Origin of the sequence: Agromyces sp. MMS24-JH15, from assembly GCF_043518605.1 — a bacterium.
Lineage (GTDB): Bacteria > Actinomycetota > Actinomycetes > Actinomycetales > Microbacteriaceae > Agromyces.
The window spans coordinates 3,548,043-3,561,659 of record NZ_CP171358.1 but is presented as its reverse complement, the minus strand read 5'-3'; the positions used below and the strand labels follow the sequence as shown (position 1 = coordinate 3,561,659).

The window sequence follows — 13,617 nt, the reverse complement described above, 5'->3', positions numbered from 1 at the left end:
CGGCCCGAGGCCGAGGGCCTGCGGACCCGCCCGGCTCAGGTGAGCCGCCGGTCCTCGGACGTCACCCGCCGGAACCACCGGTACCCGTACGCGCCCACCTCGACCTCGACGCGGCCGCGGTCGTCCACGGGCAGCGTCGTGAGGTCGAAGAGGTCGCTCAGGCGTGAGTCGGCCGGGTCCGGGCCGAGCGCGAGCGGCACCCGTGCGGGTTCCGGCCCGAGGTTGTGCACCGCGACGAACTGGCCGTCCTCGCCGGTGATGCGATGCGCGAGCACGCTCCGCACCGGCTGGTCGAGCACCTCGAAGCGGCCCCAGCCGATCTCGGGGGTGCTCCGGTACCGGTGCGCGAACCCCCGGATCGTCGCGAGCAGCGAGTCGGGGTCGTGCAGTTGCGACTCCACGTTCACGTGCTCCGGGGCGTACCCGCCGCGGGGCGGCTTCGCGACGAGCCTGCGGGAGTCCGCCCGCGAGAACCCGCCGTTGCGCTCGCTGCTCCACTGCATGGGCGAGCGGACCGTCATCCGCCCGCCGAGCTCCGGGTTCTCGCCCATGCCGATCTCCTCGCCGTAGAACAGCACCGGCGTGCCGGGGAGTGCGAACAGCAGGCTGTACGCGAGGGCCACCCGTCGCGGGTCCCCGTCGACCATGGGCGGCAGTCGGCGAGCGATGCCGCGCCCGTAGATGCGCTGGTCGGGGTCGGGCGCGAGCGCCTCGAACACCTCCTCGCGCTCGGCATCGGTGAGCTGGTCGAGCGTGAGCTCGTCGTGGTTGCGCACGAAGTTCGCGTACTGCGCCTCGATCCGGAGGTCGGGCCGCGCGGCGAGCGCCTCGGCGAGCGGTCGCGCGTCCTCCCGCACGAGCGAGAGGTACATGCGCTGCATCGCCCGGAAGTCGAACTGCATCGTGAGCTCGGCGGGGTCGCCCGGGCGGCCGAAGAACTCGAGCTGCCCCGGGTAGGGGAGATTGACCTCGCCGAGGAGGATCGCGTCGTCCGATCGCCGCTCGAGGTACCGGCGGAGGTCGCGCAGGAACTCGTGCGGGTCGCCGATGTCGACGCCGGTCGGCGCCTCGATGAGGAACGGCACGGCGTCGACCCGGAACCCCGACACCCCGAGCTGCAGCCAGAACCCGAGGGTCGTCGCGATCTCGTCGCGCACCGCCGGGTTGGCGATGTTCAGGTCGGGCTGGTGGCGGTAGAAGGAGTGCACGTAGTACTGGCCGGTGCGCTCGTCGAGCTCCCACATGCTCGTCTCCTCGCCGGGGAACACGACGGGCTCCTGGTGGGCGGGCGGTTCGTCGCGCCACACGTAGTAGTCGCGGTAGCGGGAGTCGCGGCTGCGTCGCGCGTCGCGGAACCACGGGTGCCGGTCGGACGTGTGGTTCATGACGAAGTCGATGATCACGCGGATGCCCCGGTCTCGCGCCATCCGGATGACCTCGACGAGGTCGCCGAGACTGCCGTAGCGCGGGTCGACCGCCTGGAAGTCGGTGATGTCGTAGCCGTCGTCGCGCCGGGGGGACGGCTGGAACGGCATGAGCCAGAGGCAGCTGACGCCGAGCTCGGCGAGGTGGTCGAGCCGGTGGGCGAGGCCCTCGAAGTCGCCGATGCCGTCGTCGTTCCAGTCGAGGTACTTCTCGACGTCGAGGCAGTAGACCACGGCGGTCTTCCACCAGAGGTCGCCGCGCCTCGCCGCCTTCATCGGTCGGCTCCGGCTCGGGATGCCCCGGCTCGGGATGCCCCGGCTCGGGATGCCGGGTGGTCGCTGCACCTGGCCGCCTGGAAGCCGGCGTCCTCGGCCCGCTGCACGGCCCGCAGCAGTGCCTGCGGGCTCACCTGCTCGTGCGACGCATGGAATCCGACGACGGTCATGGGGTCCTCTCCGATCCTCCGACGATCCCGCCCGGCCCCGATGGCGTGCAACCCCTTGCGTCGGGCGCGCGCACCGTGCATGCGTAGGCTGGAGGGCATGGCAGAACGCGCTACGTGGTCGCTCGGCACGGCCCTCCGCGGCATCTTCGGCGCGAAGACGATCGACGAGGACACCTGGGACGACCTCGAGGCGGCGCTCATCACGGCCGACTTCGGCCCGACCGTGACCGAGGAGATCGTCGAGCGCATCAAGGACCAGGTCGAGCGGTACCGCACGACCGACCCGCGCGACGTGCAGCGGATGCTCCGCGAGCTCATCGAGGAGCGGCTCGCGAAGTACGACCCGACGCTGAAGCTCACCGAGCGCCCGGCGGTCGTGCTCGTGGTCGGCGTGAACGGCGTCGGCAAGACGACCACGATCGGCAAGTTCGCGCGGTTCCTGCGCACGTACGACCGTTCCGTCGTCGTCGGCGCGGCCGACACCTTCCGCGCCGCGGCGGTCGACCAGCTCGCGACCTGGGCGGGGCGTGCGGGCGTCGGCATCGTGCGCCCCGAGCGCGAGGGACAGGACCCGGCGTCGGTCGCGTTCCAGACGGTCGAGCAGGCCAAGCGCGACGGCACCGAGATCGTCATCATCGACACCGCCGGGCGCCTGCACACCAAGGGCGGGCTCATGGACGAGCTCGGCAAGATCAAGCGCGTCGTCGAGAAGCAGGCGCCCATCAGCGAGGTGCTGCTCGTGCTCGACGCGACGACCGGCCAGAACGGGCTCGCCCAGGCCGAGGCGTTCATCGAGCACGGCGGGGTGACCGGGCTCGTGCTCACGAAGCTCGACGGCAGCGCGAAGGGCGGCTTCGTGCTCGCCGTGCAGGAGAAGACGGGCCTGCCGATCAAGCTGATCGGGCAGGGCGAGGGCATCAACGACCTCACGGGCTTCACGCCGCACGTGTTCGCGCAGAAGCTGGTGGGATGACCCGCGAGGGGGAGTGGACGACATGGTCACGGAACACGATTACTTCGGCATCGTCGGCGACTACTGGTCGGAGGACGTGGAGTACGCCGACCAGCGTGTCGAGGTGGTGCTCGACGCGGACGACGAACAGGTGACGAGCGCGGCGCTGGACGCCGCGGCGACGCTCGTCGGCGAACTCGAGCTCGTCGACGACGAGCTGCGCTCGGCGTTCGTGACGCAACTGGATGCCTCGTCGTCGCCCGTCGTGCGGTTCCTCGACACGCTCCTGGACCCCGACCTCGAGCAGGCCGAGGAGGTCGAGGCGGCGATCGGCCGGGATTCGGGCGACCACCAGGTGGACGCGCTGCGTTCGATGAGCCTGGTCCGCGTCGACCTGCGGCCCGAGGCCGACTCCCAGGGCGAGCCGTTCGCGGAGTTCGAGTACGCGCTCGCGCCCGAGGACACCGACGAGCGCCTGGTCGCCTCGATCGACGTCGGGCGCGAGATCGTCGACGTCCGTTTCGAGGGCTGAGCGGCCGAGCCGGGCCGCGCAGCGGCGACGCATCCGCGCTCGCCTAGAATCGAAGGCATCATGGCTACCTTCGGCACGCTCTCCGACCGTCTCGCAGACACCTTCAAGCAGCTCCGCACCAAGGGCAAGCTGTCCGCGGCCGACGTGGACGGCACGGTCCGCGAGATCCGCCGCGCGCTGCTCGACGCGGACGTTGCGCTCCCGGTGGTGAAGGACTTCACCGCGAAGGTGCGCGAGCGCGCGCTCGGCGACGAGGTGAACAAGGCGCTGAACCCGGCCCAGCAGGTCGTGCAGATCGTGAACGAGGAACTCGTCGCGATCCTCGGCGGCCAGCAGCGCCGGCTCCAGTTCGCGAAGAACCCGCCGACCGTCATCATGCTCGCGGGCCTCCAGGGCGCCGGCAAGACGACGCTCGCGGGCAAGCTCGCGAAGCACCTCGTGAAGGACGGGCACACGCCCCTGCTGGTCGCGAGCGACCTGCAGCGTCCGAACGCCGTGAACCAGCTCCAGGTCGTCGGCGGCCAGGCCGGCGTGCCGGTCTTCGCGCCCGAGCCGGGCAACGGCGTCGGCGACCCGGTGAAGGTCGCGAGGGACGGCGTCGCGCACGCGACGCGCGCCCAGCACGACGTGGTCATCATCGACACCGCGGGCCGCCTCGGCGTCGACGCCGAGCTCATGAAGCAGGCCTCGAACATCCGCAAGGCGACGAACCCGGACGAGGTGCTGTTCGTCATCGACGCGATGATCGGCCAGGACGCGGTCGCGACCGCGAAGGCGTTCCAGGACGGCGTCGACTTCACGGGCGTCGTGCTCTCGAAGCTCGACGGCGACGCGCGCGGCGGCGCCGCGCTCAGCGTGGCATCCATCACCGGGCGGCCGATCATGTTCGCCTCCACGGGCGAGGGCCTGGACGACTTCGAGGCGTTCCACCCCGACCGCATGGCGAGCCGCATCCTCGACCTCGGCGACATCCTCACCCTCATCGAGCAGGCCCAGCAGGCCTTCGACGAGGAGGAGGCGCTGAAGGTCGCCGAGAAGCTCGCGACCGAGCAGTTCACGCTCGACGACTTCCTGAAGCAGATGCAGCAGCTGCGCGGCGCCGGTTCGATCAAGAAGATGCTCGGGATGCTCCCGGGCGCCGGCGGGCTCCGCCAGCAGCTCGACCAGTTCGACGAGCGCGAGATCGTGCGCACCGAGGCGATCATCCAGTCGATGACCCCGGCGGAGCGGAAGAACACGAAGCTCCTGAACGGCTCGCGGCGCCTGCGCATCGCGAAGGGCTCGGGCATGACCGTGACCGACGTGAACCAGCTCGTGCAGCGCTTCGAGCAGGCCGCGAAGATGATGAAGACGGTGGCGCGCGGCGGCATGCCGCAGATCCCCGGCATGGGCCCGATCCCGGGCGCCGGCGGGTACGGCGGCGGCAAGCGCCAGGCGGCGAAGGGCAAGAAGAAGTCGTCGGGCTCGCGGTCGGGCAACCCGGCCAAGCGCGCCGCGGAGAACGCGGCGATCGCCTCGGGCGGGCCGGTTCCGGGCGCTCCGTCGACGCCGTCGGGCGCGGGCTTCGGCCTCGGCGGGGGCGCGCCCAAGGGCGCGCCGAGCGAGGAGGAGATGGCCGCCCTGCAGAAGTTCCTCGGGCGGTAGCCGACCGGCCGGCCGCATTTGCTTACAGGTCTGTAAGTAGCGTCTCCGGCGAGGGGCTAGAGTGGTCGACGCGGGCAGTCGCCCGTCGACCGAACCCCCGATCTGGAGCATTCGCATGACCACCGGCACGACCGACTACCGCGACTCGGGGCTCGAGTTCCCCGCCGACTTCCTGTTCGGGTCCGCCACGGCGTCCTACCAGATCGAGGGCGCGGCGACCGAGGACGGGCGCGGGCCCAGCATCTGGGACACGTTCAGCCACACGCCCGGCAAGGTCTGGAACGGCGACACCGGCGACGTCGCCGACGACCACTACCACCGCTTCGAGGAGGACCTCGACCTCATGGTCGAACTCGGCCTCGAGGCCTACCGGTTCTCGATCGCCTGGCCGCGCATCCAGCCGACCGGCCGCGGACCCGCGAACGAGGCCGGCCTCGCGTTCTACGGGCGCCTCGTCGACGGGCTCATCGCACGAGGCATCCGGCCCATCGCGACGCTGTACCACTGGGACCTGCCCCAGGCGCTCGAGGACGAGGGCGGCTGGGCGAACCGCGCCACCGCCGAGGCCTTCGCGGACTACGCGCGCATCGTGGGGGAGCGGCTCGGCGACCGGATCACCGTGTGGACGACCCTGAACGAGCCGTGGTGCAGCGCCTACCTCGGCTACGGCTCGGGTGCGCACGCGCCCGGCCTCATGGACGGCGCGAAGGCGCTCGCCGCGGTGCACCACCTGAACCTCGCCCACGGGCTCGCGATCCAGGCGCTCCGCGAGGTCGTCCCCGGCGACCCGCAGTTCTCGATCACCCTCAACCTGCACGTCATCCGCCCGTCCGGGCCGACCGGCGCCGAGGCGGCTCGCCGCATCGACGGCCTCGCGAACCGCGTCTTCCTCGGGCCGCTGCTCGACGGCGAGTACCCCGCCGACGTCGTCGCCGACACCGCCGAGGTCACCGACTGGTCGTTCGTCCACCCGGGCGACCTCGAGGCCATCCGCCAGCCGCTCGCCGTGCTGGGCGTCAACTACTACTCGACGGTGACCGTGCGGATGTGGGACGGCGCGTCCCCGAAGGTGAACGCCGACGGCCACAAGGACATGGGCGGCACCGCCTGGCCCGGGTCCGAGTCGGTCGAGTTCCTCGAGCAGCCCGGCCCGTACACCGAGATGGGCTGGAACATCGACCCGTCCGGCCTCGAGGACCTCCTCGTCGCGCTGCACCAGGCCTACCCGGCCCTCCCGCTCATGGTCACCGAGAACGGCGCGGCCTTCGACGACGTCGTCGTCGAGGAGGCCGACGGCCCCCGCGTGCACGACGTCGAACGCCTCGACTACCTCCGCCGGCACTTCACGGCCGCGCACCGGGCCATCGCGCGCGGCGTCGACCTGCGCGGATACCAGGTCTGGTCGTTCCTCGACAACTTCGAGTGGGGATACGGCTACTCGAAGCGATTCGGCATCGTGCGCGTCGACTACGACACGCAGGAGCGGATCCCGAAGGACTCCGCGCGCTGGTACGCGGAGCTGATCCGCACGCGCCGCATCCCGGCGTGACCGGCTCGAGCGGAGCGGATGCCCCGGGCCCGGGGCATCCGCCCGCTCAGCGTGCCGTCGGCTCGAGCCCGGGTGCCGCGCCCGGCGCGCCGTCCCGGAACTCGCGCGCGAGGTGCGTCACGACCTGGCGGAGGTCGCCGCCCGCGTCAGCGGCGACGCGCAGCTGCCGCTGGTAGCTCGCGCCCGCGTCGAGCATGCGCCGCACCTCCTGGAGCTCGGCCGCGCAGCCGAGCCGCTCGGCGACCGGCACGAGCACCGTGACGAGGTCGCGCAGGTCGTCGGTGACGAGCCGCTCGGTGCCCGCGACATCCGTGATGATCTCGGCGTCGAGCCCGTAGCGCGCGGCGCGCCACTTGTTCTCGCGCACGTACCAGGGCTGGAGCACCGGGAGCTTCTCGCCGTTGTCGATCCGCTCGCTCATCCAGTCGACGAGGCACTGCACGAGCGCGGCGATCGCGCCGATCTCGGCCGCGGTCGACACGCCGTCGCACACGCGCACCTCGATCGTGCCCCAGCGCGGCGACGGCCGGATGTCCCACCTGACCTCGGTGTGGTCGTCGATGACGCCCGTGCGGACGAGGTCGCCGACGTAGCGCTCGTAGGCCGCCCAGTCGGCGAGCGGGTACGGCAGGCCGGCGGTCGGGAGCTGCTGGAACATGAGCGCGCGGTTCGACGCGTACCCGGTCTCGACCCCGGCCCAGAACGGGCTCGACGCGCTCAGCGCCTGCAGGTGCGGCAGGTAGGCGAGCATGCCGTCGAGGATCGGCAGGGCCTTGTCGCGGTCGTCGAGGCCGACGTGCACGTGGATGCCCCAGATCATCATGTTCTGGCCCCACCAGCGCGTGCGCTCGATGAGCTTGTGGTAGCGCGGCTTGTCGGTCAGCTCCTGGTCGTACCACTGGCTGTACGGGTGGGAGCCGCTGCACACGAGCTCGTACGCGCCGAGGCGGTCGAGCTCGACGCGCACGCGCTCGACGAGGCCGAGCAGGTCCTCGACCGCACCGGCCACCCGATGGTGCACGCCCGAGACGAGTTCGACCGTGTTCGTCAGGAGCTCGGCGGTCACGTGCGGGTGCGGTTCGGGGCGGTCGTCGGCCAGTTCCGCGACGACGGCGCCCGCGACGGGCGCGAGTTCGCCCGTCTCGCGGTCGACCACGGCGATCTCCCACTCGATCCCGACCGTGGACCGTTCGGAGGTCCGGAACTCGATCGACATCCCGACTCCCGCTCTGCTTCGGCCGATCCGCCCGTACGTCCGGCTTCCGACATCCTCCCATGCACCTGTGCGATTATCGCCTCGGCTGGAAATCTGCAAGAATGGTCAGTCGAGTTCTGCTGCGCCCGACCCTCTATCCGGCGCACAGGACACCATTGAGCTTCCGCCGAGTGTGCACCCCACGCTCACGGCTTCAGTTCGCCCACCTCACCAGACATTCAGGAGAATCGTGGCTGTCAAGATCCGTCTCAAGCGGCTCGGCAAGATCCGTGCCCCGTACTACCGCATCGTCGTCGCCGACTCGCGCACCAAGCGCGACGGTCGCGTGATCGAGGAGATCGGCAAGTACCACCCCACCGAGGAGCCCTCGTTCATCGAGGTCGACTCGGACCGTGCGCAGTACTGGCTCGGCGTCGGCGCACAGCCGACCGAGCAGGTCCTCGCCATCCTCAAGCTGACCGGCGACTGGGGCAAGTTCAAGGGCGACGCGAACGCCGTGAGCACCGTCAAGGTCCGCGAGCCGAAGGCCGCCTTCCAGGCCGACGCCGCCAAGAAGCCCGTCCTCAAGCCCAAGGCCGAGAAGCCGGCCAAGGTCGAGGAGGCCCCGGCAGCGGTCGAGGCCGAGACCACGGACGAGGCGTAGGCCTTGCTCCAGTCCGCGCTCGAACACCTCGTCAAGGGGATCGTCGATCACCCTGACGACGTGCGGGTCGTCTCCGCGTCGAGCGCACGCGGCGAGGTCCTCGAGGTTCACGTGAACCCCGAGGACCTCGGCCGCGTCATCGGGCGCGCGGGCCGCACGGCGAAGGCGCTGCGCACGCTCGTGACCGCGCTCGCCGACGGCCGCCGGGTGCGTGTCGACGTCGTCGACACCGACGACTGACGTGGCGAGCCAACCCCGTCCCCAGCAGCTGCGCGTCGGCCGCCTGACGAAGGCCCACGGCCTCAAGGGCGCGATCAAGCTCGAGCTGTTCACGGACGACCCGGCCCGCCGGTTCGTCCCCGGCGCCGTCTTCTCGCTCCAGGTGCCCGACTCGTCGCCGTGGCACGGCCGCACCCTCACGTTCCGCGAGCTGCGCTGGTACAACGCGCAGCCCGTCGGGTTCTTCGAGGGCATCGAGGACCGCAACGACGCCGAGGGCGTCGTGAAGGCGATCCTCTGGGTCGATGTCGACGACGCCGAGGCCGGCGAGTCCGAGCCCGACGCCTGGTACGACCACCAGCTGGTCGGGCTCGCGGTCATCCGCGACGGCGCTCCGATCGGCGAGGTCGCGCGCGTCGACCACTTCCCCGCCCAGGACCTGCTCGTCGTGAAGACGAAGGGTCGCGAGGTCATGGTGCCGTTCGTCCAGGCGATCGTGCCCGAGGTCGACCTCGAGGCCGGCACGCTCACCGTCACCCCGCCGAACGGGCTCTTCGAGGACCTCCCCGACGAGGACGAGGGCGGGAACCCGGCCGCCGAGGACGGCGAGCCCGCCGAGGACGCCGAGCCCGGCGAGGCCGCCGATGAGCCCGCCGCCGAGCCCGGCGACGACGACTCGGACTCCGGATCGGGCGCCCCGGCGCCCGCCGCCGGCTGAGCCCGGCCGTGGCCACCCCCGAGTTCATCCAGCGCCTGCGCGACAAGGTCGGGACCGAGGAGCTGTGGCTCTCGGGCGTCACGGCCGTGGTCCTCCGCGGCGAGGGCGCGGACCGCGAGGTCCTGCTCGTCCGACGAGTCGACGACGGTCGCTGGACCGCCGTGACCGGCATCATCGATCCGGGCGAGGAGCCCGCGGTCGCGGCCGAGCGCGAGGTGCTCGAGGAGACCGACGTCGTCGCCGTCGCCGAGCGACTCGCGTGGGTCCACGTCGAGCCCCACGTCGTCGAGTACGAGAACGGCGATCGCACGCGGTACCTCGACCTGGTCTTCGCCTGCCGGTACGTCTCCGGCGACGCCTGGCCCGCCGACGGCGAGAACTCCGAGGTCGCCTGGGTGCGCCTCGACGCCCTGCCGCCGCTCACGCGGACCCACGAGGAGCGCATCCTCGCGGCCGCGGCCGACGAGGAGCGCGCCAGGTTCAGCCGGTGAACGCGGCGCGCGCCGCCGGACGGACGGTGCACACTGGGATGGTGCGGATCGACATCGTCACCATCTTCCCGTCGTTCTTCGACGTCCTGGACCTCTCGCTGCTGGGCAAGGCGCGTGACGCGGGGATCATCCGCGTCACCGCGCACGACCTGCGCGACCACACGCACGATCGGCACCGCACGGTCGACGACACGCCGTACGGCGGCGGCGCGGGCATGGTCATGAAGCCCGAGCCGTGGGGCGAGGCGCTCGACGCGATCGTCGGCGACGGGGCATCCGATGCGCTCCTGGTCGTGCCGTCGCCCGCGGGCGAGCCGTTCACGCAGGCGATCGCGCGCGAGCTCGCCGAGGAGGAGCACCTCGTGTTCGCGTGCGGCCGGTACGAGGGCATCGACCAGCGGGTCGTCGACCACTACGCCACGCGCATGCGCGTGCGCCTGCTCTCGCTCGGCGACTACGTCCTGAACGGCGGCGAGGTCGCCGTGATGGCGATGATCGAGGCCGCCGGCCGGCTCGTGCCGGGCGTCGTCGGCAACCCGGAGAGCCTCGTCGAGGAGTCGCACGAGGACGGCCTGCTCGAGTACCCGAGCTACACCAAGCCGCCCGAGTGGCGCGGACTCGAGGTCCCGGACGTGCTCCGCTCGGGGCACCACGGCCGGGTCGCGGCCTGGCGCCGCGAGCAGCAGCTCGAGCGCACGCGCCGCGTCCGGCCCGAGCTCCTTCCCGACGAACCGCGAGGATGATCCGCGCACGGCGCTCGTGCCCACCTGCGGGCCTCGCGCCGGGTGAGGGACTCTTCACCGCGTCGAAACATCTCCGAGTCGGGCGCGAAACAGCCGCTGCCTAGCTTCGAATCGGCGGCCATCCCGCCGGCGAGGAGTGGGACATGGTCGACGGCAGCGACGGAGCGACCCCCGCGGCTCCGCCCCTGCGGCTGCTGGCGGTGACGCACGGCGCGCCGTCGCCCGACAACCGGGCCGCGATCATCCGCCTCGTCGACGCCATCGCGACCGCGCGTCCGGACCTCGACATCGCGATCAGCTTCGTCGACTCGCATCCCCGCGACGCGATCGCCGCGTTCGAGGGGTACATCCGCGACTCGGCGGGCGTGCTGCTGCCGCTCGTGCTGTCGGCGGGATTCCACGTGCGCACCGGACTCACCCAGGGGCTCGACCACGCCGGCGACTCCGAGGTCGTGCTCGCCGCCGAGCTCGGGCCCGACGAGCGGATCGTCGAGGAGCTCGCGCTCCGGATCGAGGAGCTCGGCCTGCACGAGTCCGACGTCGTCGTGCTCGCCGCGGCCGGCTCGAACGACCCGCGGGCCGCCAGGGAGTGCTTCGAGACCGCGCGGCGGCTCGCCGCGCGCCTCGGCAGGCAGGTGACGATCGGATTCGTCGCCTCGGCGGTGCCCCGCCTGCACGACGCGATCGACATGCTCCGCGCCGTGCACTCCGGATCGCGGATCATCGTGGGCGCTTATATGCTCGCCCCGGGCGTCTTCTACGACCAGGCCGCCGCCGCGGGCGGCGACATCGTGGCCCGGCCGCTGCTGCAACCCGACGCCCCCGCCCCGGAGCCCATCGTGCAACTCGTGCTCGACCGGTACGAGGCGGCGCTCGTGTCGATGGAGGGGAGTCGCGGGTGACCGTCGCCTTCGACGCCGTGCTGCTCGCGGGCGGCCGGGCGTCGAGGTACGAGGGGCGCGACAAGACCGCGCTCGAGCTCGACGGCAGGTCCCTGCTCGCGATCGCGGTCGACGCGGTCGCGGAGGCGCGCGCCGTCGCGGTCGTGGGGGAGCGGTCCGAGCATCCCGGCGGTGCACACGACGCGCCGCGGATCCGGCCCGCGGTCGAGGAGCCGCGGTGGGCGGGCCCGGTCGCGGCGATCCTGGCCGGCCTGCGGGTGCTCGCCGACGACCCGGCGCCGTTCACGTTCGTGCTCGCGGCCGACCAGCCGTTCGCACGGGAGGCCGTCGCACGCCTCGCGGCGAGGCTGGCCGACCCCGGTGCCGAGGGCGGGGTCGTGGCCGCGGATGCCTCGGGCCGACGCCAGCCGCTGCTGGCCGCCTACCCGACGAGCGCGCTGCGCGATGCCGTCGAGACGGCCGACGACGCGGCGCGCGGGAACCCGCGCGGGCCGTCGCTGCGCGCCGCGCTAGCTACGCTCGACCCCGTGGAGCTCATCCTCCCCGACCCGCTCTGCGCGGACGTCGACACCGCCGCCGACGCGGCCCGGCTCGGGCTGCGCGAGCCATGGAAGGCCAACGCATGACCGCATCCGAACCCGCCGCGCTCGACGACTGGGCCGCGCGCGTCGCCGCCGAGCTGGGCATTGCGGACGCCGGCGTCGACGTCGGCGCCGTGCTCGACCTCGCGCGCGACGCCGCGCACGGGATCGCGCGCCCCGCCGCGCCGCTCACCACCTACCTCGTCGGGGTCGCCGTCGGGCGGGGCATCCCGTACGACGAGGCCGTCGCGCGCGTCGCGGCGCTCCTGCCCGACGCGACGGCGTGACCGGACCCCTCGTCCCCTGGGACGACGCGCGGAGCGAGGCGCATCGGCTCGGCGCCGAGCGCAGCCGCCCGGGCCGGGCGACCGCGCTCGCCGAGGCGGCCGGACTCGTGCTCGCCGCGGACGCCCGCGCGGCGACCGACCTCCCCGCGATCGACGTGAGCGCGATGGACGGCTGGGTCGTCTCGGGCGACGAGCCCTGGTCGATCGGCCCGCCGATCCGGATGGGCGAGCCGCCGGGCACGGAACTGGCGCCCGGGAGCGCGCGGCCCGTGACGACCGGCGGAGCGGTGCCGCCCGGCGCGACGGAAGTCCTGCGGAGCGAGGACGGCGACGCCGGCGGAGGGACGCTCCGACGGGCACCGGGTGCCGGTCGGGGGCGCCCGGGACGGCATGTCCGCCGACGCGGCGAGGAGCTCGCGGCCGGCGACCTGCTCGTCGCCGTCGGCGCGCGCCTGACGCCGCCGCGGGTGTCGCTCCTGGCCGTCGCCGGCCTGGACGAGGTCCTCGTGCGACCGCGGCCGCGGTGCCTGCTCATCGTGACCGGCGACGAGGTGCGCGGGTCGGGCATCCCCGGCGCCGGCACGGTCCGCGACGCGTACACGCCCTCGCTGCCCGCGCTCATCGACGAACTCGGCGGTGAGCTCGTGCGCAGCGCTCGATCCGGCGACGCGCCCGGCGAACTCGCCGGACTGCTCTGCGATGCCGAGGCCGACGGCGTCGACCTGGTGCTGACGACGGGCGGCACGGCGCGCGGGCACGGCGACCGGCTGCGCGAGGCGCTCGGGGCGCTCGATGCGCGGATCGTCGTGCCGGGGCTCCGTGCCCGACCGGGGCATCCGACCCTGCTCGCCCGCATGCCGGGCGGGACCGCGGTGCTCGGGCTCCCGGGGAATCCGCTCGCCGCCTTCACCTCGCTCTGCGCGCTGCTGGGGCCCTTCCTCGCGGGCGTCGCGGGCGGGCCGGTGCCCGAACCGCTGCCGCTGCCGTCGTCGACTGCGGCCGCGGCCGGCGTCGAGCCGCACGCCGAGGACACGCTCGTCGTCCCCGTGCACCGGGTCGACGGCGGGCTCGAGGCGACCGCGTGGCGCGGTGCGGCGATGCTCCGGGGCCTCGCGGGCGCCGACGGGCTGCTCGTGGTGGCGCCGGGCGGCGCGTCGGTGCGGCTGCTTCCGCTGCCGTGGGTCGGCGGATCCGGACACGCCCGCTGACGAGCAGCGCCGGCAGCCGAGGCAGGGTCGCGCCGTCGCGCCGTCGCGCCGCGCACGCGACC

The 13,617-nt window shown here is 73.0% G+C and carries 16 protein-coding genes; 13 read left to right on the top strand and 3 right to left on the bottom strand.

What is annotated here, in order from left to right:
* Positions 1-35 precede the first annotated feature (35 nt).
* Positions 36-1,700, bottom strand: coding sequence for an alpha-amylase family protein (locus ACDF64_RS16240; protein ID WP_394552398.1), 1,665 nt, complete (start codon positions 1,698-1,700; stop codon positions 36-38).
* Complete coding sequence (locus ACDF64_RS16235) at positions 1,697-1,870, bottom strand: hypothetical protein (RefSeq protein WP_394552397.1); 174 nt, start codon at positions 1,868-1,870, stop codon at positions 1,697-1,699. Before ACDF64_RS16235 ends, ACDF64_RS16240 begins: the two co-directional genes overlap by 4 nt.
* Before the next feature lie 97 nt (positions 1,871-1,967).
* Between ACDF64_RS16235 and ftsY the strand changes: the two genes are divergently transcribed.
* From ftsY to ACDF64_RS16215, 4 genes are all read left to right on the top strand, one after another.
* Entirely contained in the window at positions 1,968-2,843 is an 876-nt protein-coding gene (ftsY, locus tag ACDF64_RS16230; RefSeq protein WP_394552396.1) for a signal recognition particle-docking protein FtsY, read from the top strand.
* Between the two features lie 22 nt (positions 2,844-2,865).
* Complete coding sequence (locus ACDF64_RS16225) at positions 2,866-3,354, top strand: hypothetical protein (protein ID WP_394552395.1); 489 nt, start codon at positions 2,866-2,868, stop codon at positions 3,352-3,354.
* A 60-nt stretch (positions 3,355-3,414) separates the two neighbouring features.
* Positions 3,415-4,998: a signal recognition particle protein gene (ffh, locus tag ACDF64_RS16220; protein WP_394552394.1), complete on the top strand. Its 1,584-nt coding sequence runs from the start codon at positions 3,415-3,417 to the stop codon at positions 4,996-4,998.
* Positions 4,999-5,113: 115 nt separating this feature from the next.
* A complete protein-coding gene (locus ACDF64_RS16215; RefSeq protein WP_394552393.1) occupies positions 5,114-6,547 on the top strand; it encodes a GH1 family beta-glucosidase in 1,434 nt (477 codons plus the stop codon).
* A gap of 46 nt (positions 6,548-6,593) precedes the next feature.
* On the opposite strand, the gene ACDF64_RS16210 is transcribed toward ACDF64_RS16215, so the two are convergent.
* Positions 6,594-7,763 (bottom strand): glutamate--cysteine ligase, encoded by a 1,170-nt coding sequence (locus ACDF64_RS16210; protein ID WP_394552392.1) that lies wholly within the window; start codon positions 7,761-7,763, stop codon positions 6,594-6,596.
* A 229-nt stretch (positions 7,764-7,992) separates the two neighbouring features.
* On the opposite strand from ACDF64_RS16210, the gene rpsP reads away from it, so the two are divergent.
* The 9 genes from rpsP to ACDF64_RS16165 all read left to right on the top strand — a co-directional run bounded on the left by rpsP (position 7,993) and on the right by ACDF64_RS16165 (position 13,555).
* Positions 7,993-8,406 carry a 30S ribosomal protein S16 gene (gene rpsP / locus ACDF64_RS16205; RefSeq protein WP_394552391.1) on the top strand — a complete coding sequence of 138 codons (414 nt, stop codon included), beginning with the start codon at positions 7,993-7,995 and terminating at the stop codon, positions 8,404-8,406.
* Between the two features lie 3 nt (positions 8,407-8,409).
* The gene (locus tag ACDF64_RS16200) at positions 8,410-8,646 is read left to right on the top strand and encodes an RNA-binding protein (protein ID WP_121475435.1); all 237 of its coding nucleotides are present in this window, start codon (positions 8,410-8,412) and stop codon (positions 8,644-8,646) included.
* A gap of 1 nt (position 8,647) precedes the next feature.
* Positions 8,648-9,343 (top strand): ribosome maturation factor RimM, encoded by a 696-nt coding sequence (gene rimM / locus ACDF64_RS16195; protein WP_394552390.1) that lies wholly within the window; start codon positions 8,648-8,650, stop codon positions 9,341-9,343.
* Positions 9,344-9,351: 8 nt separating this feature from the next.
* Positions 9,352-9,834 carry an NUDIX domain-containing protein gene (locus tag ACDF64_RS16190; protein ID WP_394552389.1) on the top strand — a complete coding sequence of 161 codons (483 nt, stop codon included), beginning with the start codon at positions 9,352-9,354 and terminating at the stop codon, positions 9,832-9,834.
* Between the two features lie 41 nt (positions 9,835-9,875).
* On the top strand, positions 9,876-10,577 hold the full coding sequence (gene trmD, locus ACDF64_RS16185) for a tRNA (guanosine(37)-N1)-methyltransferase TrmD (RefSeq protein WP_394552388.1): 702 nt from the start codon (positions 9,876-9,878) through the stop codon (positions 10,575-10,577).
* A gap of 143 nt (positions 10,578-10,720) precedes the next feature.
* Entirely contained in the window at positions 10,721-11,479 is a 759-nt protein-coding gene (locus tag ACDF64_RS16180) for a sirohydrochlorin chelatase (protein WP_394552387.1), read from the top strand.
* Positions 11,476-12,105: a molybdenum cofactor guanylyltransferase gene (locus tag ACDF64_RS16175; protein WP_394552386.1), complete on the top strand. Its 630-nt coding sequence runs from the start codon at positions 11,476-11,478 to the stop codon at positions 12,103-12,105. The genes ACDF64_RS16180 and ACDF64_RS16175 overlap by 4 nt, the downstream gene beginning before the upstream one ends.
* Positions 12,102-12,347 carry a DUF6457 domain-containing protein gene (locus tag ACDF64_RS16170; protein ID WP_394552385.1) on the top strand — a complete coding sequence of 82 codons (246 nt, stop codon included), beginning with the start codon at positions 12,102-12,104 and terminating at the stop codon, positions 12,345-12,347. Before ACDF64_RS16175 ends, ACDF64_RS16170 begins: the two co-directional genes overlap by 4 nt.
* A complete protein-coding gene (locus tag ACDF64_RS16165; protein ID WP_394552384.1) occupies positions 12,344-13,555 on the top strand; it encodes a molybdopterin molybdotransferase MoeA in 1,212 nt (403 codons plus the stop codon). Before ACDF64_RS16170 ends, ACDF64_RS16165 begins: the two co-directional genes overlap by 4 nt.
* The last annotated feature ends 62 nt before the right edge of the window (positions 13,556-13,617 follow it).